We start from the raw sequence: 22,774 nt of genomic DNA on the forward strand, positions 1-22,774 counted from the left end.
GTAGACAACCGTTAATGAAAAAAATGATGAACGACGCTTTTGCTAAAGATAATAATGAGAATTCATTACACTCTTTTCTTTTTTCTCAGCAGGCTAAACCTCACGCGGCAATTGATGCCTTATTTTCGGCCTTGTTGCCATTTGGTCAACCGTTTACGCTGGGGATCGGCGATGAGTTTTATTTACAGGCAAATGATGAACACTACATTGTATTACTGGAGTCAGGCGTTGTTTCTTTCTGTCATGATGATAAACGACTCCATATATCTTCATCGTTTGCGCCATCGGTCGTGGGTATGGTTGACAGCTATGGCGCTACCTATAACGTCCCCGCGCGACCGGAACACTTTTTGCTCGCAGAAACGGTTTGTACCGGTAGATTTGTTCGCCTGCCGGATTTTATAAAAATCGCCGATGAATGCGATTTGTGGCACGACGTGGCCCGTTGTCTGGCTTACCGTCTGATGGTGATGAGCGCGCGCGATCGTGAATTAGTCGGCGTCGATTCTTATCTGAAAGTTCGGGCGTTGCTGACTGAAATCTGGGCTTATCCACAGGCCTACCGGGAAAGCATTATCGTGTTGAATTTTATTCAACGGCGTACCGGGATATCGCGCAGTCGGACTATGAAGATTCTGTCTGAACTAAAAAAAGGCGGGTATATCCATATTGATAATGGGCGGCTGACGGCGCTCGGAAAACTACCAGTGGCGTATTAATGTACTATACGCAACGATATATTTACATATCTCGACTGAATTTGCCTGGTATCGTTAATAGAATGTTTTACTGAAGGTTGTTATGAAAGCTATTTTTAAAAAGTCAATATGGCTAAAGGAGATAGGCCGAACGACTGGTGTAAAGTTAATATAAAACAACAGGTTATGCCTAGTCCTATAAAACCAAATGTCGATGATTGCAACTTGCCGTTGGCTTGCTAATAATTAATAACATCGTTATCTCATTATAACGTAAAGATTAACTCACGACGTTGAGTGGCTGTTTTATTGCCTCTGACATTTATATCAGAACAAGAAGACACTTTTTTTCGCATAAGAAAAAGTCGTGATATTGCTGTGAAGAAATATCAGCAGCCGTTTCGTTAAAAAATCTGATTACCCTCATTTTTATATTTAAAAGGAGCTTGAATGAAAAAGCCTGTACTAGCATTAATGGTCTCTGCCATTGCCTTTGGCGGAATGTTGTCCACCGCGCAAGCGGATACTACAACCGTCACTGGCGGTACGGTAAATTTTGTCGGACAGGTCGTTGACGCCGCCTGTTCTGTTTCCGCTGACTCTGTCGATCAGACCGTGACATTAGGCCAGGTTCGCGCCAGTAAATTAACCGAGGCCGGTATGGTGGCGAATCAAAAAGAAGATTTCACCATCAAACTGGAAGACTGCGATACTCAGACCAGCCAGAATGCGGCGGTGATTTTTAATGGCCAACAGGACGCAAACCAGCCGGGGTCGCTGGCGAATACCGCTGGGGCAGGTTCGGCGACGAATGTGGCATTACAACTTTATGGACCAGATGGCCAGGCGCTGAATATCGGTGAATCGTCCAGTACTGTTACCTTGAACGATGGCGAAAACGTTATTCCGCTTAGCGTGGATTATATCGCTACCGGTACGGCGACTGCCGGTAATGTTACCGCGACGGCGACATTTAGCATGGTTTATTCCTGATTCCTTATCGGGATTTTTTTCTCGTCTGTTGGGAGGCGAGAAAGGGGCGTTACGCGCGTCACTGCGCGTAACAAACCGACGGCATCAGGATATTACGCAGATGAAAAAAAACGTACCGATTTTCCTTCGATTATTGCTACTGCTGTCGGCGGCCGGCCTGTCGTTTGCCGCGCAGGCGGGAGGCATTGCGCTGGGCGCGACCAGGGTGATTTATCCGCAGGGAAGTAAGCAAACCTCCTTGCCGATTATTAATTCTTCTGCCAGCAATGTTTTTTTAATTCAGTCATGGGTCGCCAATGCCGATGGTTCACGCTCGACGGATTTTATCATTACGCCGCCTCTCTTTGTGATCCAGCCTAAAAAAGAAAATATATTACGTATTATGTATGTCGGGCCGTCATTACCGACCGATCGCGAAAGCGTATTTTATTTAAACAGTAAAGCGATACCCTCTGTCGATAAAAATAAATTGACCGGCAACTCCCTGCAAATTGCGACGCAAAGCGTGATTAAGCTATTTATCCGCCCGAAAAATCTGGCGGAGGCGCCAGCTCATGCCCCGTCGACGCTTCGCTGCCGTAACGAGCGCGGCCAGCTAACGATTACTAACCCTTCGCCGTACTACGTTTCGATGGTTGAACTGTATAGCGCGGGGAAAAAACTGCCGAATACTATGGTACCGCCGAAAGGCGCGATCACTCTCCCGGCGACGCCCGGCCAGGTATCTTTGCGCACGGTAAACGATTTTGGCGCAACGACGCCAGCACGCGTTTGTCCAGCTTCATGATGTTATGCGTAATCAGCTTTTCATGACGCGATATTACTCCAGCGTAACTAAACCCGTATTAACCCCGCTGGCGTTGGCTATCGCACTGGCGCCTGCGCCGGGGTGGGCGGAAAACTATTTCAACCCGGCATTTCTGTCTGACGACCCGTCTGCGGTGGCCGACCTATCGACCTTTTCCCGTAATGCCCAGGCGGCGGGGATGTATCGCGTTGACGTTTACCTGAACAATACGTTTCTCGCGACCAGAGACATTGCCTTCCAGGCGGTGAAAACGACGGGAAAAAGCGCGCCCACCGATGACAGCGGATTACGCGCCTGCCTGACGCCTGAAATGCTTAAAAATATGGGGGTAAACACCGGGGCGTTTCCACTGTTGGCGAAGGCGGCGGCGGGAAGTTGCCCGGATCTCGCCAGTGCGATACCGGCCGCCCGGACCCGCTTTGATTTTGCGCAGCAACGTCTCGACATTAGCATCCCGCAGGCGGCGATGGTTGCCAGCGCCAGAGGCTATATCCCACCGCAATACTGGGATGAAGGTATTAACGCGTTGCTATTGAATTACACCTTTACCGGCGCGAATAGTCAGGATCGGAGCCCAGGCGGCAGTGCGGAGAACAGCTATTTTCTTGGATTGAATAGCGGCCTTAATCTGGGGGCCTGGCGGTTACGCGACTACTCCACATGGAACGCGAATAGCGGCGATCAGAATAGCGACAGCGACTGGCAGCACATCAGTACTTATCTGGAACGTGATGTGGTCTTTTTGCAGGGAGAACTGACGGCAGGCGATAGTTATACCCCCTCCGCATTATTCGACAGCCTTCCTTTTCGCGGGCTACAACTGGCGTCTGACGACAATATGTTGCCAGACAGCATGAAGGGCTTCGCGCCGACCATTCACGGCATTGCCAGAAGCAACGCGCAAGTGACCATTCGGCAAAACGGCTACATCATTAATCAGCGCTATGTGCCGCCCGGGGCATTTACTATTAATGATCTCTATCCTACCGCCGCCAGCGGCGATTTGACTGTGGAAGTCAAAGAGTCCGACGGTTCTATTAATTGCTATAACGTGCCCTATTCCGCCGTGCCGATTCTACAACGAGAAGGGCGGCTGAAGTATGCGGCGACGGTGGCGGAGTATCGCAGCGATAGTAGTCAAAAAGAGAAGGTGAAATTTAGTCAGGCGACCTTGATATGGGGGTTACCGCATGGTTTTACGCTGTATGGCGGAACACAACTTTCCAGTCATTATCACGCGCTGGCGATCGGCTGCGGCGCAAATCTGGGCGACTGGGGCGCGGTGTCGCTGGATGTCACCCAGGCTACCAGTACGCTGGCGGATAATAACACCTACCAGGGGCAATCGCTGCGTTTCCTGTATGCCAAATCGCTTGCACAGTCAGGAACCAATTTACAGCTTATGGGCTATCGCTATTCAACCTCGGGCTTTTATACGCTGGATGATACCACGTGGAAACGGATGAGCGGCTATGACGATGACAATCGGACTGACAGCGATAAAAGCAGGCCGGAATGGGCGGATTATTACAATCTTTATTATACCAGGAGGGGGAAAGTACAACTCGATATCAATCAACAGCTAGGCGGGTTGGGATCGCTTTTTATTACCGGCAGTTAGCAAAGTTACTGGCACACTGATGAAAAGGATTCTTTGTTGCAGGTGGGATACAGCGATACGCTGGCGGGTATTGCATGGAGCGTTTCTTACAACAATAACAAATCCGCAGGCGATGCGGAGCGCGATCAAATTTTCGCCCTGAATATCTCGGTGCCGCTAAGTCAATGGCTGCAACACGATGATGAGGTCACGCGCCATCACAATGTTTACGCTACCTTTAGCACCAGTACGGACAAACAGCATAACGTTACGCAGAATGCGGGCCTTAGCGGCACACTGCTGGACGAAAACAATCTTAGTTACAACATACAGCAAGGTTATCAGAATCACGGTATTGGCGAAAGCGGCGCCGCCAGCCTGGAATACGATGGCGCGAAAGGCAACGCCAACATTGGCTATAACGTTAGCGATAACGGCGATTACCAGCAGGTGAATTATGGCCTGAGCGGCGGCCTGGTGGCGCACGCGCATGGAGTGACGCTAAGCCAGCCGCTGGGCAATACCAATATTTTGATTGCCGCGCCGGGCGCAGCCAACGTCGGCGTTGTCGACCAGCCGGGTATTCATACGGACGCGCGTGGCTATGCGGTGGTGCCGTATGCGACAACATATCGCCAAAACCGTATGGCGCTGGACGTTAACGCCATGGCGGATGATGTCGATATTGATGACGCGGTGACTCGCGTTGTGCCGACCGAAGGCGCGCTGGTTCTGGCCCGCTTTAAAGCGCGGGTCGGCGCGCGTGCCCTGGTAACGCTGAATCATAACGGTAAGCCTGTACCCTTTGGCGCAACGGTGACGGTGAATGATCGCCATGCGGAGGCGATTGTTGACGAGGCCGGGGAAGTCTATCTTTCCGGGTTGTCAGCGCAAGGCGTTCTGCACGTTCGCTGGGGGAACCTGCCGGATCAACAGTGTGTCGCGTCCTATCATCTCTCTTCCTCCCGTCAGATTCTGAGTCGACAACATGCGGAGTGTCATTAAATGAAAATACCTCTTTTATTTGCTCTGCTGGCGGGAAGTGTCGTATCGCAGTACGCACACGCAGACGTGTGTAAAAACGTTAACGGTGTACCTTCCAGTATTAATTACGATTTAACGACCACTCTGACGGCAGAACAAAACCAGGTGGGAAAGACGGTTCAACTGGAAAAAAGCCAGGAAGTTAATGTACAGGCGGTGTGTCCCGCCGGCGCGTCGACCTATAGCCAGACTTATCGCTCCTATGTGTCGCCATATCCGGTCGTAGAAACGAGCGGTAACTGGAAATATTTAAAGCTGGACCCGGACTACCTTGAAGGCGGAATGCGAATTGAGGATTCCTCGGCGGGCGATATCTATCCGCCAATGAACAACGTTCTGATGGGATATGATGAAAATGTGAAAGCGGGTCAACCGTTTTACGTTCGTGACTCAAATCTGGAGTTGCAGCTCAAAATTGTTAAACCGTTCGTCGGCACGGTGAATATTAGTCCTAAGACTATGTTCAATGTTTATGTCATGACCGCCGCAGGCGATCCGCTGACAGATGTCGTGTACAGCATTCTTTATAGTGGAACGGTGACCGTACCGCAAAGCTGTGAAATCAACGCCGGACAAACGATTCTGGTAAATTTCGGCGCATTATACAGCGGCAATTTCAACCATGCAGGCCAAAAGCCGGAGGGGGTACGAGAGAAAAAATTCAGCGTACCGGTAAAGTGCAGCGGTCTGGATTCGCAGGTCAATTTAACAATGCGTCTTATCGCTACGCCGGATAGCCACGTTCCCCAGGCTATCGCTTCGGATAATGCCGATGTCGGCGTAGTGGTCGAAACCGATGAAGGAAACGCGCTTATCCCCAATGATGTACAGAGCGTCGCGCCTTTTATCACCGATAGCGCCGGACGCGCTAACATCACATTGCAAGCCTACCCGGTGAGTACAACAGGCGAAACGCCAGCGGAAGGGGCGTTTACCGCACTGGCCAGCCTGCGAGTGGACTTTGACTAAATGAACAGATCACACTGCGCTCTTTTTGCCATGGGACTAATGCTGTGTCCACAAATCAATGCCAGCGCTGACGACCTCGCTTATAACCTCGAATTTACCGGCACTATTGTGGCGCAAACCTGCGACATAGATATCTCCAGCCTCAGTCAAAGTATTGATTTAGGACAGTTTGCGGTTGGCGACTTTCCTTCGACAGGAACAACGACAAAATTTAAGCCCTTTAATATCAACCTCAAAAATTGTTCCCGAGGAATTGCCGGGGCGAAGATCTGGTTTACCGGCGAACCCGATCCGGACAATCCCGCGCTACTGGCGATCACCGATACCGGAATGGGAAGCGGAAACATGTTAGCAAGCGGGGTTGGGGTGGAAATTCTGAATGATGATCAGGATACCATCAGTATCAATAATGCCGACTCGGTGGTCTATCCGTTGAAAGCCGGACGCAACACGCTGTCTTTTTATATTCGCTATAAATCGACCCGGCCGACGGTCACGTCCGGGAACGCGACGGCGGTCATGTATTTCGATATGCAGTATGAATGAGGAGCCATCGTAATTATGCGTAACGATATCCTGTACGGCATCGGGATGCTGCTGGCGGCATCCGGCGTCCAGGCGCACGATGGCCGGGTCTATGTTTCCGGAACCATCACGGACAATACGTGTTCGCTCTCTCCTGGCTCGGAAAATATTAACGTGGCGATGGGCGCGGTTTCTCAACGGCAGTTTTATCGCGCAGGCGACGGTTCCGCATGGCAACCTTTTGCTATCGATTTACAAAACTGCGGCAGCACTGCCAGCGGCGTAACGGTCAGTTTTAGCGGTGCGGCGGACAGTCGTAATACGGATTTATTGGCGCTTACCGCAGGGGAAAGCGACGCTTCAGGCATTGGGATTGCGCTTTATGATCAAAATAAAACCTTAATCCCACTGGGGCAGGAGAGTGATGTGGTGACGCTCAGTCCGGGTCAGGCGTCGGCGCATCTGCAATTTTACGCGCGTTATCCTGCCGATGGCGGCGCGGTAACGCCCGGGGACGCCAATGCCTCCGCAACCTTCATTCTTGCCTATGAATAAGCTCTTTTTACGCTGCGCGATATATTGGTGCTTGCTTCCCATATCATGGGCGCAGGCTGGCGTGGTAATTGGCGGTACTCGCTTTATCTATCATGCGGGCGCCCCGGCATTAAGCGTACCGGTAAGTAACCATTCAGAAGCGTCCTGGTTAATCGATACGCATATTTTACCTGGTGGCCGCTGGCCTGGAACCAAAAACGAAGGGAATATCATGCCCTTCGTGGTCACGCCGCCATTATTTATGCTTTCAGCGCGCCAGGAAAACTCAATGCGGGTGGTTTATACCGGCGCACCGCTACCCGCCGACAGGGAAAGTCTGTTTACCTTGAGTATCGCCGCTATTCCCTCCGGTAAACCGGAAGCGAACCGTGTACAAATGGCGTTTCGTTCGGCTTTAAAATTGCTCTATCGCCCTGAGGGACTCGCCGGCAATCCGCAGCAGGCCTACCGGCATCTGATCTGGTCGCTTACCCCCGATGGCGCGACGGTACGCAATCCGACACCCTATTACGTTACGCTCTTTTTATTACGCGCTAACGAGCGCGCCCAGGACAACGCCGGGGTCGTGGCTCCCTTTGCAACCCGTCAAACGGACTGGTGCCGGCACACGGTTCGCTGCACTGTGCGCTGGCAAAGTATTAATGACTATGGGCGGGTAATGACAGAGCAAACCGTGGATCTGACGCGTATTCATTAACTTTTTTTCAGGCGTCTCCCGATAGCGGGAGGCTTTCCGAACTTATCGAACGAGACTTTTATTATGTATTATCACGCGTTAAAACTTTCCCGACTGGCGATGTTGACGTTGGCAGGCGTTGCCGTATCCGCCTCGGCAATCGCCGCCGATTCTGCCCCGACGTCGCAAATTGGCCCGACGGCGGAAGCCTACATCGTCAGTCATCCGGATAAAGTGGGAGAGGTGGTGGCAACGTATTTGGCCGAACATCCGGAATTTTTGGTCGCCGCCAGCGAGACGTTGCATCAGCGTCAGCAGATTGCGCAACAACAGGCGTATGTTCAACTGGCATTACAGTATCGTGCTGAGTTGCTCAGTAGCAGCAGTCCTTCCGTTGGGCCCAACGAGGCAAAAGCGGCGGTGGTGATGTTCTTTGATTACCAGTGCTCGTGGTGCAGCAAAATGGCGCCTGTGGTGGAAAACCTGATTAAGGCGAACCCGGATACCCGGTTTATTTTCAAAGAGTTTCCTATTTTCTCCTCCCGCTGGCCGGTATCCGGACTGGCGGCCAGAGTCGGCGAACAGGTATGGCTTACACAGGGCGGGGCGAAATATCTCGACTGGCATAATGCGCTTTATGCCACAGGGAAGGTGGAAGGCGCGTTAACGGAACACGATGTCTACACCCTGGCGCAACATTATCTAACGCCGACGCAGTTGGCCGCCGTAAAAGAAGCGCAAAGCAGCGGTGCAGTACATGATGCGCTCCTCACTAACCAGGCACTGGCGCAGCATATGGACTTTAGCGGCACGCCTGCTTTTGTCGTCATGCCTCAGACGCAAAACGGTGATGTAAAACGGGTGACCGTGATCCCGGGAAGCACGACTCAGGATATGTTGCAAATGGCGATTCAGAAAGCGAAGGGGTGATATTCGCTCAGAGGAGAACGCACAGGAGTGAAAGTAAAATGAAGTCTATGCGTTGCGTCATACCGGTGATTTTACTTTCCTTTATCGTTCATGAAGGGACAGCGAAACCGACCGCTCAGATTCATTTTATGGGATCGGTTGTTGAGGCAGGCTGCTGGAATGACGTGGGAACCTTAGAAATTCAATGCCATAATAAAGAGGGAGTTGAACGTTATATTATTGTCGAGAATATTATCACGCCGATATCGTCTCCTCATGCAACGGTAAAACGAGATTATTTGGATGAAGATAAGCAATTAACAGTGCTACGCATTGTCTATGACTGAACCGCGTAGCAGACCGCAGGTGGTGTCCCGTCAGTGTCGTGTGAGGATATTATGAAAAATGTTCTCACCTTCCCGGGACACGGTCTACAGACTTTATCTTCAGATAAACGGCGCTAAAAAGAAAAGCACGATCAATAAAAAAAGAGTGGGAATACCAATGGATATAATTTTATTACATCGGTGAGTATGATATTGAATAGCTTGTGGCGGTATGTCAGCAGCGTCAATGATAAATCTTTCATCGATTTTTATCCCCTGCCTGGGGAGCGTAACGAACAGTTCGAAAAGCCCGATTTGTTGTAAATCTCGTCGCAGCAGATAAAGAAGTTGCGTCAAATTAGCATCGCTAACAAATTGACTTCGCTCTCCCCAAACTGCGTACGCGACACCTTCACGGATAATCAATTCCTGATGTGCGTTTTCTATTAAATAGCTCAGGCACCAGGCCCGCATAAATGTCATTTTGAACGCTGCATTGCTGCGCAAGGACGTGATTTCCCTTAATGATTCATTGTAAATAAACTCATTATTTATTTTATGCTGTCTCATGATTACTCCATTTGTGCTTTCAGGCCATGACATCCCACTTGTTCCGTATAGTCAGCATCGTTGCAACGTGTCCGCTATGCTATGAGCAAGGATAGGTTGGGGCGACAGGCCTGAAAAATCAACTGTCATTAAATTGGCTAAATTGTTTAAGTGAAATAAATGTTATTGTGTTATTGTTTTTGTGTTCTTTCTATAAGCATGTTGATTCTGTTTTATCAATATTTAATGAGGTATGCATATAACGTGTCGTTTAAGGATTCTCAAACCATGTTTTTGAGCGGTAAATAATATGTATGTCATTATTTTTTATTCAGTTGATGAGAATTGTCTGTTGTGATTCATTAATTTGAAAATGCGGTTAGTTACAAAAAAGGACATAAAAATAATATTTTGCCACCGTTTATGATTAATTTTATTAAGTGGTGCTATGATTTTAGGTTAAGCATTTTTTATGTGCTTGAATGATAATTTATGTTATCTGGTGTAACTTTTATTTCGGCCTATTGGTCGGTCTTATGGATGCTATAGGATATAGGTAAAAAGAACTAAATAAATATTCGATGATGACTTGCTTTCTCAGGATGAAATTTTATGAGCAGATGGCGATATAAAATATTTTTATGATTTTTTTGTTATTGCGTTATACATGATAACTATGCTGAACATCTTCGAAATATTACGTTGGACGGACAGAGAAATTGCCTCTGCATTGCAGAAGTCTCATAACGTATAGTCTGGAGAGCATTATGTACGTAAACCAACAGTCCTCACTCGCCATGCCTGCACCAAGAGCGCCGATGAATCAGAAAATTGATACCGATAACGCGATGGTGCAAAACCATAACGCCATATACCAACAGCTCCTCGACCAAATTCGTGAGGACAATACATATACACATGCCGTTATTACCCTTAATCCTTATGGCACCGCGCCGTTAAGCCTTTATCCTGGTGTCTGAGTTGAAAGCAGCGAACCGGGTATCGTGGAGTTTCTGGTTTTTGACAACGGTAATTACCGTTTCCGCGAAGATAATATCAATCTGCCGCCACCAGGTAACGATCGCATGAGAGTTGTTTTATTTACTGATGTCGTCAACACGCATGGTGTGATCCGGAACGATGTTATTGATATGTTCCATATAATCAGCAATTGCCTGCGAGGTTTACAGCCCTTTAATGTCTTTGACATTTTTACCTTTCGTGAAGTCAAATCCGCCACGGCCTTTACCGATAAAGGAGTCAGCGCGACGGTACTGAATGTCTTGTCTGCGACCTGTTTACCTTTGATATCAAATTCGACAATACGCTGTCCCAGCGGTTTTGTGTTGTAGTGTTTGAATTTGGCCGTTTTCGACACATGCAGCATGCCGTTCTTCGGATCGGCTGCATGAGACATCATCGCCTTCAGATCTTTACCGCTAATTTCCACGTTCATTACGTCGTTAGTAAAAGGATACATACTCAGAACATCGCCGAGCAGGTAATCATCGTCATATCAATAATGGTGTGATGGAGGGCACCGTTGTTGTGATGGCTGTGCTGGCAGGTTTTCAGGTATTGCTTACAGCGATAGAGTTGCACTCCTGAGGGGGAAATGACCGTTTCGGATCACCCCCTGAGTTACGGAACAGCGGGGCAAATCACATCAATCTTTGCTATCAGTTATCCAAAAGGTAAAGCTTAGTACAACACTAAATCTGCGGTATGACCTAAAAAGATGAAGTGTTGATTTAATAATAAACATTGAGTTATTTTTTATAAAAAAACATTTCTCGACACATTATTTTTAAATACTTTTATCCTGCGTGATGTGAGATTTATATCACTATTCTATAACTAGATTTGGTTAAACTTCGACACCGGAGTAAAACATATTCATTGATGAATAAAATATAACTATGGGAAATATATTCAATGTCTCTGATAAAGCGAACAGTATTATTTAGTCTCTTACTTACAATATCTACTGTTTTTAGCCATTCTGTACATGCACTGGAATATAAGAATTCATTTGGATCAATTAATGCCGGTTATGCTGACTGGAATAGTGGATTCGTCAATGTACATCGTGGGGAGGTGTGGAAAGTAACTGCTGACTTTGGTGTCAATTTCAAAGAGGCAGAATTCTATTCATTTATTGAAAGCAACGTGTTAAATCACGCTGTTGCTGGAAGAAATCATACTGTTTCTGCCATGACTCATGTACGACTCTTTGATTCAGATTATACTTTCTTCGGTAAGATATATGGTCAATGGGATAACTCATGGGGCGATGACCTCGATATGTTTTATGGAGCGGGGTATTTAGGTTGGAGCGGGAGTTGGGGGTTCTTCAAACCCTATATTGGTCTGCATAATCAATCTGGTGATTATGTCTCGCAGAAATATGGGCAGACAAGCGGCTGGAATGGCTATGTTATTGGCTGGACTGCAGCCTATAATTTTAATTTATTTGGTGAAGATTTTGTTTTATCTGACTGGAATGAAATCGAACTAGATAGAAATGACGCTTATACGGAGCAGCAATTCGGTCGAAATGGATTAAATGGTGGATTAACACTGGCATGGAAATTTTATCCCCGCTGGAAAGCTACTGTGACATATCGTTATTTCGCGAACAAACTAGGTTATGACGGATATGGAGACCAGATGATTTATATGGTCGGATATTCATTTTAAATAAAATCAAAGGAGTTGAAATGAAAAAAACAGTCATTGCCAGCATGATTGGACTGGAGCTTTGTGCGACAAGTACGTTATCTGTCGTGCACGCGGCTGCCGAAAAACGCCCGAACTTAGTTTTTATTGTGGCAGATGATCTTGGCTATGGTGATTTGGCGACTTACGGTCACCAGATAGTGAAAACCCCGAATATTGACCGCCTGGCGAAAGAAGGGGTCAAATTCACTGAATACTATGCGCCGGCTCCTTTGTGTTCTCCTTCCCGCGCCGGGATGTTAACAGGCCGTATGCCCTTCCGCACCGGTGTACGCTCCTGGATCCCTGAAGGTACTAATGTTTCTATTGGACGTAACGAATTGACCATAGCCAATCTGCTGAAACAGCAGGGTTACGATACCGCGATGATGGGTAAACTGCATCTCAACGCCGGGGGCGATCGTACCGATCAGCCGCAGCCGAAAGAGTTAGGTTTTGATTACTCTCTGGTGAACCCGGCTGGCTTTGTGACCGATGCTACGCTGGATAATGCCAAAGAGCGCCCGCGTTACGGCGTCGTCCACCCAACCGGCTGGATGCGTAACGGCAAACATATTGATCGTGCCGATAGCATCAGCGGCGAATTTGTCAGTTCTGAAGTGGTGAACTGGCTAGATAACAAGAAAGACGACAAACCGTTCTTCTTATACGTTGCCTTTACGGAAGTTCACAGCCCGCTGGCCTCGCCGAAAAAATACCTCGATATGTATTCACAATACATGAGCGAATACCAGAAGCAGCATCCCGATCTGTTCTACGGCGACTGGGCGGATAAACCGTGGCGCGGTACCGGTGAATATTACGCCAATATCAGCTATATGGATGCGCAAGTCGGCAAAGTACTGGATAAAATTAAAGCGATGGGGGAAGAAGATAATACCATTGTCATCTTCACCAGTGATAACGGCCCGGTGACGCGTGAAGCGCGTAAAGTCTACGAGCTGAACCTCGCAGGCGAGACTGACGGTCTGCGCGGACGTAAAGATAACCTGTGGGAAGGCGGTATTCGCGTTCCGGCAATTATCAAATACGGTAAACACATTCCACAGGGCGTCGTTACCGATACGCCGGTGTATGGTCTGGACTGGATGCCGACGCTGGCAACATGATGGATTTCAAACTGCCTACTGATCGTACATACGAAGGGCAATCGCTGGTTCCGCTGTTGGAGCAGAAAACGTTAAAACGTAATAAGCCGCTGATCTTCGGTATTGATATGCCGTTCCAGGATGATCCGACCGATGAATGGGCGATCCGCGACGGTGACTGGAAAATGATCATCGATCGTGAAAATAAACCTAAATACCTCTATAACCTGAAAAAAGATCGGTTCGAAACGCTGAACCAAATTGGCAAACAGCCTGAAATTGAAAAACAGCTGTATGGCAAGTTCCTGAAAATGAAACAGGACATCGATAACGACTCGTTAATGAAAGCCCGTGGCGACAAACCAACGCCGGTGACCTGGGGCTAAAAGGATAATTATAAAAAATTAAGTATGTCACTTAGGGCTCTGCCCGCCTGATTCAGCGCCCTCGTGCTGAGTCAGGTTCTTTTATTTTAGGGATACGGAAAATATGCAACGGAAAAGCTGTCAGGTAATGATCAAACCGACCGGGTCGGTGTGTAATCTTGATTGTAAATATTGCTTCTATCTGGAAAAGGAAATGCTCTATCCCGATAGAAAAAACCATTACAAGATGACGGAAGAAACGCTGGCGTTGTTTGTGCAACAGCATATTGCGGCGCAGGACGTGGATGAAGTGATTTTTGCGTGGCAGGGTGGGGAACCGACGCTGATGGGGCTGCCATTTTACCGCCAGGCTGTAGCGCTCCAGCAACGTTATGCTAATGGAAAAGCCATCGTTAATACTTTTCAGACCAATGGCATTCTGATTGATGATGAATGGGCGAGATTCTTCAGGGCGCATGACTTTCTGGTTGGTATTTCGATTGATGGCGATGCGGCGCTGCACGACGAATGGCGAGTAACTCGCGCAGGGCAACCTACCCATCATAAAGTTGAACAGGCGATAAAATGCCTGGCGAGTCATGGCGTTGAATTTAATACTCTCACGGTGGTGAGTCAGAGCAATATGCTGCACCCGCAGCGGGTTTATGCGTATCTGAAATCTATCGGCAGCCGCTATATGCAGTTTATTCCGCTAGTGGAAAGAGCGGCAAATAAAGACGGAATGCTGGCGCATCCGCAGGACGAGCAAACCGCAGTAACCCCCTGGTCAGTGGACGGATTACAGTTTGGAAAGTTCCTGAATGCCATTTTTGATATCTGGATCCGCGAAGATATTGGTGATATCGGCATTCAACTCTTTGAACAAACGCTGGCGGCATGGTGTGGACTCCCCCCTCAGGTTTGCGTTTTTGCGCCCGTTTGCGGTAGCGCTTTTGCAATGGAAATGAATGGCGATGTGTATAACTGCGATCATTTCGTTTACCCGCAATATAAGCTCGGCAATATTAACGACACGCCGCTGCGTCAGATGAATAATAGCGCGCAAAACCAGCAGTTTGGTCTCGATAAAAGCCGCACGATGGCGCAGGAATGCCATACCTGCCCGTGGCAATTCGCCTGTTATGGCGGTTGCCCTAAACACCGCTTTTTGCCTTCGGCTTGCGGACCGATGAAGCAAAACTATCTTTGTGCCGGCTATCAGTGCTTTTTCTCTCATACCGCGCCAATGATGAAAGCGATGAAAACCCTTTACGTAAATAACCTGTCACCGGCGGAGATCCGGTCTGTTTTTTTTAAGTAATGCTCAAGGAGGAACGCATGTTTGCCAATATTAATGTGGACTGCTGTAAAACGCCGGGATGTAAAAATCTGGGCGTGTTGAACAGTCCGGATTATGTCCGCCAGGGAAAAGATGTTCTTTGTCGGGAATGTGGTTTCCTGTTTCCTGTTATTTCCGCTGGGGCGTTAAATCTTTTTCGCCACACGGTAAACCGGGGATGGAAAGGCCTGGTCAAACAGTGTCCTGCCTGCGGCAGCACCTCATTAAAGAAATACGGCTTCTCGACTCAGGGCGAACACCGCATGGCGTGTAGTCAGTGTCGGAAAACGTTCATCGTCCCCGAAAAGGCAAAAAGCGATTGCCGACAGGACGAGCTGGCAACCCTAATTGAGGAAGGGACGTCGCTTGCCGGGATCCGCTCACAGCTGAAATTAGACAGCACAGGTCTTAACCGGGCGCTGTTTAAACTATCCCGTAATGCAAACCTTGCAGAGCGATGCCAGCAGTTTCCGGCCTTCGATATCGCACTCAGCACCCGCGCTTTCAGGGTGAACTATAACGGTGGAGACAGCAGCCTGTATGTTCTGGTGACGGCAGAAGAACAAAGCGGAAGGGGGGTGGCGATTTCGTCAAATTATTCAGCACAGCCGCTGGATAAAGCCTGGCAGTATCAGTCGTATTATGAAGAACGGCTACCTCCGGGTACGCTGGCGCATATGGTGCAACGTAAGGAAGCGATTACAGCGCGCCGCGAAACTTTATTTGATATCGACTACGGTCCGGCCTCGTTATATAAGAATGACTCCGGAATGATCGTAAAGCCGGTGTTGCCTGCCTACCGCCATTTTGAACTGGTGCGGATGCTGACGGACGAACGCTCCTTAAACGTTCAGCATTACCTCGATCATGAATGCTTTATTCTGGGGGGATGCATGATGGCGAATATGCCGCATGTCCATCAGGGCCGTTGCCATATTTCATTTGTCAAAGAACGCGGTACGACGCCGCTGCAAAAAGATATTCCGCCACGCCTGTTTTTAAGCGGCGGTATCCGTAACAATGTCTGGCGTACTTTTTCTACCCGCGATTATGCTATGGCGGTGTGTAATCTCACCGGTAATAAAAAAATTACCCAGCAACGCTATGCTACGTTACAAGGCGCGACGGCGTTCATTAATTATCTGTATGCGCATCCTTTTTTGGCGCAGCTTAATCGTCTGTCACCGGCAAATGTGACGGCAACGCTGGATTATCTGAAGTATGAATATAATCAATCCCGTAAGGTCGGATAACGCATCGCATGCCGTGTGATAGAGCTGAGTCGATGGCTTTTGATTATCAGTACAACCCTCTCCAGCGTATCTATTTCGTTGTTCCAGCAAGGAACGACAACGATATACTGGAGAGATCATGGGGCCGTTCAAACATCAAAAGAATACGCTTCCTACCCCGTGTCTTGCCGTCAATCAGAGGATTGATAAGCAAAATGCGATGGTGCTCAACCATACGGCGATTTATGAGCACAGCCTCAGCCAGATTACAGAAAGTAATACAGTACAAAATGCGCTGATTATTCTTAATCCGTTTATGGCCGCGCCATCTCTTGCCAGCCTGGCGAGAGCGATATTATCGATCCGCAGGCGGGCAGCGAGGCGATGGGGCTGCTAATTTTACAGGAGATTGCGCCTACGGAGAAAACCGTGCTTTTTGAAGCGACCATGACGTCAGGTTACTACAAAAACGCGGAAACGAACGGGGAAGGCTATCGCTACGATATTACCAGTTTCCGGGTGTATAAAATGGATCTGTACGCGTAGCGGTCTATCATCAATGACTGACTGCACTAAAAAAGTCCGGCGTAAGTCGGACTTCATTTCGTAAAAAACGAGCTATTCATCATATATAATCTAATTTTAACGATGAGTCAGGCGAGGTAAGATAGTAGATCCGAAGAATTCACCTGATTGAGAGAATAAAAAGTGAAACATCTGCACCGATTTTTTAGCAGCGATGCCTCTGGGGGCATCATTCTCATCATCGCCGCTGCGCTGGCTATGCTGATGGCCAATATGGGCGCGACCAGTGGATGGTATCATGATTTTCTGGAGACGCCGGTTCAGCTACGGGTTGGGGCGCTTGAGATCAACAAAAACATGCTGTTGTGGATCAACGATGCGCTGATGGCCGTGTTTTTCCTGTTGATTGGCCTGGAAGTTAAGCGCGAACTGATGCAAGGCTCGTTAGCCAGTCTGCGCCAGGCCGCTTTTCCGGTGATTGCCGCCATCGGCGGGATGATTGTACCGGCATTGCTCTATCTGGCCTTTAACTACTCCGATCCAGTCACTCGCGAGGGCTGGGCTATTCCTGCCGCGACGGATATCGCCTTTGCGCTGGGCGTGCTGGCGCTGTTGGGCAGCCGGGTTCCGCTGGCGCTGAAAATTTTCCTGATGGCGCTGGCGATCATCGATGATCTCGGCGCCATCGTTATTATCGCACTGTTTTATACCAGCGATCTTTCTATCGTCTCGCTGGGCGTGGCGGCGTTCGCGATTGCCGTGCTGGCGCTGCTGAACCTGTGCGGCGTCAGACGGACTGGGGTATATATTCTGGTCGGGGCAGTGCTGTGGACGGCGGTACTGAAGTCCGGCGTTCACGCGACGCTGGCAGGCGTCATTGTCGGCTTCTTTATTCCGCTGAAAGAAAAACACGGACGCTCGCCGGCCAAGCGTCTGGAGCATGTTCTGCACCCGTGGGTTGCGTACCTGATCCTGCCGCTCTTCGCTTTTGCGAATGCCGGCGTTTCTCTTCAGGGCGTCACGATTGACGGTCTGACCTCCATGCTGCCGTTGGGAATTATTGCCGGTCTGCTGATTGGTAAGCCGCTGGGGATTAGCCTGTTTTGCTGGCTGGCGCTGCGTTTCAAGCTGGCGCATCTGCCGCAAGGGACCACTTATCAGCAAATCATGGCGGTCGGCATTTTGTGTGGCATTGGCTTTACGATGTCCATCTTTATCGCCAGCCTGGCATTTGGCAATGTCGATCCGGAACTTATTAACTGGGCGAAATTGGGCATTTTGATTGGTTCATTGCTCTCCGCAGTGGTGGGGTATAGCTGGTTGCGCGCGCGTTTGAACGCGCCGGCATAACCAGTACGAAGGAAAGGGGGAGCGATGTATCGCTCCCTTGCGACATTGAACAGGGAGAGGAATGAGCATGTCTCATATTAACTACAACCATCTTTATTACTTCTGGCATGTCTATAAAGAAGGTTCTGTCGTGGGTGCCGCAGAGGCGCTTTTTCTGACGCCGCAAACCATTACTGGTCAAATTAAAGCCCTGGAAGAGCGTTTACAGGGGAAGCTATTTAAACGTAAGGGACGCGGTCTTGAACCCAGCGAACTGGGCGAGCTGGTTTTTCGCTATGCGGACAAAATGTTTACGCTAAGCCAGGAGATGCTGGATATCGTCAATTACCGCAAAGAATCAAACCTGTTGTTTGATGTCGGCGTCGCCGATGCTTTATCCAAGCGTCTGGTCAGCAGCGTTCTGGATGCGGCGGTGGTGGTAGACGAACCCATACATCTGCGTTGCTTCGAGTCCACGCACGAAATGTTGCTCGAACAGCTCAGCCAGCACAAGCTGGATATGATTATCTCCGACTGCCCGATAGATTCCACGCAGCAGGAGGGGCTATTCTCAGTCAAAATCGGCGAATGTAGCGTCAGTTTCTGGTGTACGAATCCACTTCCCGAAAAAGCGTTCCCTGCCTGCCTGGAAGAGCGACGTTTGCTGGTGCCGGGACGGCGCTCGATGCTGGGGCGTAAATTGTTGAACTGGTTTAATTCGCAGGGGTTGCAGGTTGAGATCCTCGGCGAATTTGATGACGCGGCCTTAATGAAGGCGTTTGGCGCGACGCACGATGCGATTTTTGTGGCGCCGAGCCTTTATTCGCTGGATTTTTATGCCGATGAGTCGGTAATAGAGATTGGGCGCGTGGAGAATGTCATGGAAGAATATCATGCGATTTTTGCCGAGAGAATGATCCAGCATCCGGCGGTGCAGCGTATTTGCAATGCGGACTACTCGGCATTGTTTAAGCTACAGTAGACGTACCTACCGTAATACTTCCGGCTGCGGTATTAACCCGCAGCCGGAATCATTCTACAAGTTCAGCAGGCTACGGTACTGCCCACCTTCGCGGATAAACACCGGAATTCTGTTCAGTGGCGTAGCGTAATGCAGCGTCTGCCCTCCTGAATAGCTTTCACCGGTCGCAAGATCCGTCCATGTTTCCCCTTCTGGTAGCCAGACATCACGTTCGCGCATACCTTCATGCATGACGGGGGCGATCAGCAGGTCAGGACCAAAACAATACTGGTCGGTGATTGTCCAACTTGTTTCCTGTTCGGGGAATTCAAAGAACAGGGGGCGCATCACTGGTGAATTGTGCTTATGGGTTTCCTCCATCAGCGCTTTGATATAGGGCTTGAGTTTTTCTCGCAACGCCAGGCAACCTGTCAGTACCTCGCATACTTCCTCACCGTAGCTCCAGACCTCGTTCGGCGCACCTGTAGGGCACTGGGCGATACCATCCCGGTATGGTTGTGCGGGTAAAATCTGCGGATCGCGGTTGCCGTGCAGACGCATCACCGGGCTAAAGACGCCCCACTGGAACCAGCGAATCAGCAATTCATGGAATTTCGGGTCGTGAATATTACCGCCATGAAAACCGCCGATATCCGTCGTCCACCACGGTATCCCCGCGATTCCCATATTGAGTCCGGCGGCAAACTGGTTGCGCAGCGATCTAAACGAGGAGTGAATATCCCCTGACCAGACCAGCGCGCCGTACTTCTGACTGCCGGCCCAGGCGCAGCGTAGCAGGTTGATAACCTTGTCTTCGCCATCGGCTTTCATGCCGTCAAAAAAGGTTTTAGCGTACATACGTGGGTAGATATTGCCCACTTCCAGTACCGGCCCGGCATAGTAGCGATAGTTGTCGTAGTCGTAAACGCTGAACTCAGGTTCGGCTTCATCTAACCAGAATAACTTCACGCCTTTATCGTAATAGTTGCGTTTGGCTTTGCCCCAGACGTAGTCGCGCGCGCCCGGATGAGTCGCATCAAAGTAAGTAGTATTGCCGAGGAAATCCATATTGATCGGCAAGCCACGTTCCGTTTGTACCAGCCAGCCGTTTTCACGCATCTCCCGATAGCTTTCGGTACGGTTATCCACCGTCGGCCAGACGGAGACCATCAGCTCAATTCCCAGCGATTTCAGCTCGGCAATCATGGCATCAGGATCGGGCCAGTCGCGCGCATCGAACATCCAGTCACCCTGATTCGGCCAGTGAAAGAAGTCGATAACGATCACCGAGATAGGTAGATTGCGGCGCTTATATTCGCGGGCGACCTCCAGCAGCTCTTCCTGCGTACGATAACGGAGTTTGCACTGCCAGAAGCCCATGGCGTAGTCCGGCATCATCGGCGGCGTGCCGGTAGCCAGCGCGTAAGCCCGGCTAATTTCTGCCGGGGTATCGCCTGCCGTGATCCAGTAGTCTAACTGTTCGCTGACCTGCGCTTCCCATTCGGTAACGTTTTGGGCAAAGGTTACGCGTCCGACTGCCGGGTTGTTCCATAAAAATCCGTAGCCCAGACTGGAGAGCATAAACGGTACTGAGGCCTGGGAGTTACGTTGCGCCAGCTCAAGCACGCATCCTTTGAGATCCAGGTTGGCCTGTTGATACTGCCCCATGCCATAAATTTTTTCCCCTTCGGTGGCTTCGAAGCGGGCTTTCAGTGAATATTTCCCACCCTGAATCGGGCGGAACTCGCGTCCCTCAAGGTTGAGTGCGCTAACGTACTGGCCGTGAGATGATTCATCCTCGCCAATTTCGCCCCGCAGGCGCCAGAACTCCTGCAACAGGGGGTTGTGTGGATGGCGGTAAAAGGTAACTTGTCCTTTTTGATTGACGATAGCGATAATTTTGCCGTTGGTCAGCGTTGCCTGGTGGTGCTCATAATCAATGTGGCACTGACTTTCTGCGACTGGCTCAGTCAATGCCCAGTCTTCATTTCTCATTACCGGCAGATGACGGCCGCTGCGTACGCGCAGGCTGTTCTCGCCCCAGGGTTCAATCCATAAATAGCGATCGTTTTGCTGCCAGACCAGACGACGCGGGTCTTGTTGCATAAATGGCATGGTGGTGCCTCCCATATTCGAGGGTGAAGGTAAAGAACGTTATGAGTTGACGGTTTCCAGATCGTGGCGAATCTTCTCTTCCATCGCTTCGTATTTGCGAAAGAAAAGTAGTGGGATCGCTGCGAGCGCGAAGAGTAGGGCGGGTGCCCAGATAAAGGCCCAGATAATGCCCTCCAGACCCGCAGCACTCTGGGCATGGTTGGGGACATAGCCAAAACTGTTCATGATCCAGGCGGCGAAAGCGGTGCCGAGGCCACTACCCATCTTGATGCAGAAGGTGCTGCCGAAGGCGATAAGAATGCCGGTAGCCTTAATACCGGTCTTCCAGGCGCCGAAATCGACGGCGAAGCCCAGCATGGCAAACGGCATTGAGCAGGCGATACCGCTGCCGATATTGCCGAGTATCCAGGCGGCGATGAGGAAAGTAATGTTGTCCGCTGCCAGCCACATCATGACGCCGCCAAACGTGGCGACCAGCAGACCGCCTACCCATATCCAGGTTTTAGCCAGGTATTTGCTAAAGAAGGGGATAGCGATGATAAACAGGATCTGAATCGTCGCTAGGCTGTTAATCAGCGGTACCAGATCTTTACGGTCGAGGTTGTAGGTCAGATAATAGACAATGGTCGTGTTGCGCTGCTGTAGGGCAATCCAGAAGATCAGATTAGCCAGCACCATCAGGATCCACGGCCAGTTACCTTTCATCGCCGCGAAACTTTTTTTCATCGGCAACTTAGGTTCATGCTGTATTTTATCCGTATCCATTTCACGAATGTTTTTAAACGCAAAGAGCGTTAGCGCGCAGGATATAATGGCAAACGTAATTGCCGTATAAATAAAACCAGCGTGATCATCACCATTACCTAAAAAAGCGACTAACGGCAAGGCGGTCGCGTTCATTAATAAAACCCCAATTTGCCCACCGGTCATTCGCCAGGAATTTAAAACCAGTCTTTCTTTGGGAGATAAGGTCATCAGGGGTAATATTGCACTGAGTGGTGTATTAAGTCCGGTAAATAGAATGCTGGCAATCATATAAGATATTGCTGCATAGATGGCTTTTCCTGTCATACTGATATCAGGAGACCAAAATGACAGTGCGCTGAATACCGCAAAAGGCAGCGGTAACCATAAAAACCAGGGACGACATTTACCGTAGCGTGAACGTGTTTTATCGATGATGATCCCCCATATGGGGGCGTCTATGCCATCGATAATACGCGCCAGCAGCAGGATAACGCCTGCTACGGCAAGGCTAATGCCCGCAACGTCTGTGTAGAAATATAAAATGTACGTTGAACCGAAGCAGTACAGCAGATTACCCGCCACATCCAAAGAGCCGTAGCTAATACGCTGTAGTAAAGACAATGATGCTGACCCGGAAGGCTGGGTATCCTCAATGACAGAACTCATAATGATAACTCCGATA

At 49.5% G+C, this 22,774-nt stretch carries 19 protein-coding genes and 4 pseudogenes; 19 read left to right on the top strand and 4 right to left on the bottom strand.

What is annotated here, in order from left to right; genetic code table 11:
- Positions 1-14: 14 nt before the first annotated feature.
- The 10 genes and pseudogenes from ACLJRU_RS19470 to ACLJRU_RS19515 all read left to right on the top strand — a co-directional run bounded on the left by ACLJRU_RS19470 (position 15) and on the right by ACLJRU_RS19515 (position 9,124).
- Positions 15-719, top strand: coding sequence for a winged helix-turn-helix transcriptional regulator (locus ACLJRU_RS19470; protein WP_000738617.1), 705 nt, complete (start codon positions 15-17; stop codon positions 717-719).
- A 429-nt stretch (positions 720-1,148) separates the two neighbouring features.
- Positions 1,149-1,691 (top strand): fimbrial protein BcfA, encoded by a 543-nt coding sequence (locus ACLJRU_RS19475; RefSeq protein ID WP_000743357.1) that lies wholly within the window; start codon positions 1,149-1,151, stop codon positions 1,689-1,691.
- 100 nt (positions 1,692-1,791) lie between these two features.
- The gene (gene bcfB / locus ACLJRU_RS19480; RefSeq protein ID WP_000742551.1) at positions 1,792-2,478 is read left to right on the top strand and encodes a fimbrial biogenesis chaperone BcfB; all 687 of its coding nucleotides are present in this window, start codon (positions 1,792-1,794) and stop codon (positions 2,476-2,478) included.
- A gap of 4 nt (positions 2,479-2,482) precedes the next feature.
- Positions 2,483-5,104, top strand: a pseudogene (bcfC, locus tag ACLJRU_RS19485) (fimbrial usher BcfC).
- On the top strand, positions 5,105-6,112 hold the full coding sequence (locus tag ACLJRU_RS19490; RefSeq protein ID WP_000701252.1) for a fimbrial protein BcfD: 1,008 nt from the start codon (positions 5,105-5,107) through the stop codon (positions 6,110-6,112). It begins immediately after the preceding pseudogene.
- Positions 6,113-6,658 (top strand): fimbrial protein BcfE, encoded by a 546-nt coding sequence (locus tag ACLJRU_RS19495; RefSeq protein ID WP_001082038.1) that lies wholly within the window; start codon positions 6,113-6,115, stop codon positions 6,656-6,658. It begins immediately after the preceding gene.
- 15 nt (positions 6,659-6,673) lie between these two features.
- Positions 6,674-7,192: a fimbrial protein BcfF gene (locus tag ACLJRU_RS19500; RefSeq protein ID WP_187790669.1), complete on the top strand. Its 519-nt coding sequence runs from the start codon at positions 6,674-6,676 to the stop codon at positions 7,190-7,192.
- Entirely contained in the window at positions 7,158-7,889 is a 732-nt protein-coding gene (gene bcfG, locus ACLJRU_RS19505; protein ID WP_001538897.1) for a fimbrial chaperone BcfG, read from the top strand. Before ACLJRU_RS19500 ends, bcfG begins: the two co-directional genes overlap by 35 nt.
- Positions 7,890-7,952: 63 nt before the next feature.
- Positions 7,953-8,798, top strand: a complete 846-nt coding sequence (locus ACLJRU_RS19510; RefSeq protein ID WP_000291393.1) for a DsbA family protein — start codon at positions 7,953-7,955, stop codon at positions 8,796-8,798.
- 38 nt (positions 8,799-8,836) lie between these two features.
- Positions 8,837-9,124, top strand: a complete 288-nt coding sequence (locus ACLJRU_RS19515) for a hypothetical protein (protein WP_000839833.1) — start codon at positions 8,837-8,839, stop codon at positions 9,122-9,124.
- A gap of 99 nt (positions 9,125-9,223) precedes the next feature.
- On the opposite strand, the gene ACLJRU_RS19520 is transcribed toward ACLJRU_RS19515, so the two are convergent.
- Positions 9,224-9,673, bottom strand: a complete 450-nt coding sequence (locus tag ACLJRU_RS19520) for a transcriptional regulator (RefSeq protein WP_001248821.1) — start codon at positions 9,671-9,673, stop codon at positions 9,224-9,226.
- Between the two features lie 746 nt (positions 9,674-10,419).
- Here ACLJRU_RS19520 and ACLJRU_RS19525 point away from each other — a divergent pair.
- A complete protein-coding gene (locus tag ACLJRU_RS19525; RefSeq protein WP_000289440.1) occupies positions 10,420-10,632 on the top strand; it encodes a hypothetical protein in 213 nt (70 codons plus the stop codon).
- Positions 10,633-10,749: 117 nt separating this feature from the next.
- Here the strand turns inward: ACLJRU_RS19525 and ACLJRU_RS19530 are convergent.
- Positions 10,750-11,147, bottom strand: a pseudogene (locus ACLJRU_RS19530) (5'-nucleotidase C-terminal domain-containing protein); the annotation flags it as partial.
- Positions 11,148-11,587: 440 nt separating this feature from the next.
- Here ACLJRU_RS19530 and ACLJRU_RS19535 point away from each other — a divergent pair.
- The 8 genes and pseudogenes from ACLJRU_RS19535 to nhaR all read left to right on the top strand — a co-directional run bounded on the left by ACLJRU_RS19535 (position 11,588) and on the right by nhaR (position 19,251).
- Complete coding sequence (locus ACLJRU_RS19535) at positions 11,588-12,352, top strand: outer membrane protein OmpK (protein ID WP_000052612.1); 765 nt, start codon at positions 11,588-11,590, stop codon at positions 12,350-12,352.
- Positions 12,353-12,372: 20 nt separating this feature from the next.
- Positions 12,373-13,865, top strand: a pseudogene (locus tag ACLJRU_RS19540) (sulfatase).
- 103 nt (positions 13,866-13,968) lie between these two features.
- A complete protein-coding gene (locus ACLJRU_RS19545; protein WP_001189145.1) occupies positions 13,969-15,165 on the top strand; it encodes an anaerobic sulfatase maturase in 1,197 nt (398 codons plus the stop codon).
- Positions 15,166-15,182: 17 nt separating this feature from the next.
- Positions 15,183-16,436, top strand: a complete 1,254-nt coding sequence (locus tag ACLJRU_RS19550) for a hypothetical protein (protein ID WP_001538900.1) — start codon at positions 15,183-15,185, stop codon at positions 16,434-16,436.
- Between the two features lie 118 nt (positions 16,437-16,554).
- Complete coding sequence (locus ACLJRU_RS19555; protein WP_023258307.1) at positions 16,555-16,812, top strand: hypothetical protein; 258 nt, start codon at positions 16,555-16,557, stop codon at positions 16,810-16,812.
- Positions 16,734-16,961: pseudogene (locus ACLJRU_RS19560) on the top strand (arylsulfatase); the annotation flags it as partial. The gene ACLJRU_RS19555 and the pseudogene ACLJRU_RS19560, both read left to right, overlap by 79 nt.
- Before the next feature lie 162 nt (positions 16,962-17,123).
- The gene (nhaA, locus tag ACLJRU_RS19565; protein ID WP_000681340.1) at positions 17,124-18,290 is read left to right on the top strand and encodes a Na+/H+ antiporter NhaA; all 1,167 of its coding nucleotides are present in this window, start codon (positions 17,124-17,126) and stop codon (positions 18,288-18,290) included.
- A gap of 61 nt (positions 18,291-18,351) precedes the next feature.
- Entirely contained in the window at positions 18,352-19,251 is a 900-nt protein-coding gene (gene nhaR / locus ACLJRU_RS19570; RefSeq protein WP_000062872.1) for a transcriptional activator NhaR, read from the top strand.
- A 54-nt stretch (positions 19,252-19,305) separates the two neighbouring features.
- On the opposite strand, the gene ACLJRU_RS19575 is transcribed toward nhaR, so the two are convergent.
- Both ACLJRU_RS19575 and ACLJRU_RS19580 read right to left on the bottom strand, forming a co-directional pair.
- Positions 19,306-21,345: a TIM-barrel domain-containing protein gene (locus ACLJRU_RS19575; RefSeq protein WP_023234707.1), complete on the bottom strand. Its 2,040-nt coding sequence runs from the start codon at positions 21,343-21,345 to the stop codon at positions 19,306-19,308.
- 39 nt (positions 21,346-21,384) lie between these two features.
- Complete coding sequence (locus ACLJRU_RS19580) at positions 21,385-22,758, bottom strand: MFS transporter (RefSeq protein WP_000099989.1); 1,374 nt, start codon at positions 22,756-22,758, stop codon at positions 21,385-21,387.
- Positions 22,759-22,774 lie beyond the last annotated feature (16 nt).

This window comes from Salmonella sp. SAL00653 (genome assembly GCF_046552515.1).
GTDB lineage: Bacteria > Pseudomonadota > Gammaproteobacteria > Enterobacterales > Enterobacteriaceae > Salmonella > Salmonella enterica.

What these genes read in the sequence shown, in the direction of transcription:
- ACLJRU_RS19470 (WP_000738617.1), top strand. Translation starts at nt 15, where the DNA reads ATGAAAAAAATGATGAACGACGCTTTTGCTAAAGATAATAATGAGAAT.
- ACLJRU_RS19510 (WP_000291393.1), top strand. Translation starts at nt 7,953, where the DNA reads ATGTATTATCACGCGTTAAAACTTTCCCGACTGGCGATGTTGACGTTG.
- ACLJRU_RS19520 (WP_001248821.1), bottom strand. Translation starts at nt 9,673, where the DNA reads ATGAGACAGCATAAAATAAATAATGAGTTTATTTACAATGAATCATTA.
- bcfB (WP_000742551.1), top strand. Translation starts at nt 1,792, where the DNA reads ATGAAAAAAAACGTACCGATTTTCCTTCGATTATTGCTACTGCTGTCG.
- ACLJRU_RS19575 (WP_023234707.1), bottom strand. Translation starts at nt 21,345, where the DNA reads ATGCCATTTATGCAACAAGACCCGCGTCGTCTGGTCTGGCAGCAAAAC.
- ACLJRU_RS19490 (WP_000701252.1), top strand. Translation starts at nt 5,105, where the DNA reads ATGAAAATACCTCTTTTATTTGCTCTGCTGGCGGGAAGTGTCGTATCG.
- ACLJRU_RS19525 (WP_000289440.1), top strand. Translation starts at nt 10,420, where the DNA reads ATGTACGTAAACCAACAGTCCTCACTCGCCATGCCTGCACCAAGAGCG.
- ACLJRU_RS19475 (WP_000743357.1), top strand. Translation starts at nt 1,149, where the DNA reads ATGAAAAAGCCTGTACTAGCATTAATGGTCTCTGCCATTGCCTTTGGC.
- ACLJRU_RS19550 (WP_001538900.1), top strand. Translation starts at nt 15,183, where the DNA reads ATGTTTGCCAATATTAATGTGGACTGCTGTAAAACGCCGGGATGTAAA.
- ACLJRU_RS19500 (WP_187790669.1), top strand. Translation starts at nt 6,674, where the DNA reads ATGCGTAACGATATCCTGTACGGCATCGGGATGCTGCTGGCGGCATCC.
- ACLJRU_RS19580 (WP_000099989.1), bottom strand. Translation starts at nt 22,758, where the DNA reads ATGAGTTCTGTCATTGAGGATACCCAGCCTTCCGGGTCAGCATCATTG.
- ACLJRU_RS19555 (WP_023258307.1), top strand. Translation starts at nt 16,555, where the DNA reads ATGGGGCCGTTCAAACATCAAAAGAATACGCTTCCTACCCCGTGTCTT.
- ACLJRU_RS19515 (WP_000839833.1), top strand. Translation starts at nt 8,837, where the DNA reads ATGAAGTCTATGCGTTGCGTCATACCGGTGATTTTACTTTCCTTTATC.
- nhaR (WP_000062872.1), top strand. Translation starts at nt 18,352, where the DNA reads ATGAGCATGTCTCATATTAACTACAACCATCTTTATTACTTCTGGCAT.
- bcfG (WP_001538897.1), top strand. Translation starts at nt 7,158, where the DNA reads ATGCCTCCGCAACCTTCATTCTTGCCTATGAATAAGCTCTTTTTACGC.
- ACLJRU_RS19495 (WP_001082038.1), top strand. Translation starts at nt 6,113, where the DNA reads ATGAACAGATCACACTGCGCTCTTTTTGCCATGGGACTAATGCTGTGT.
- ACLJRU_RS19545 (WP_001189145.1), top strand. Translation starts at nt 13,969, where the DNA reads ATGCAACGGAAAAGCTGTCAGGTAATGATCAAACCGACCGGGTCGGTG.
- ACLJRU_RS19535 (WP_000052612.1), top strand. Translation starts at nt 11,588, where the DNA reads ATGTCTCTGATAAAGCGAACAGTATTATTTAGTCTCTTACTTACAATA.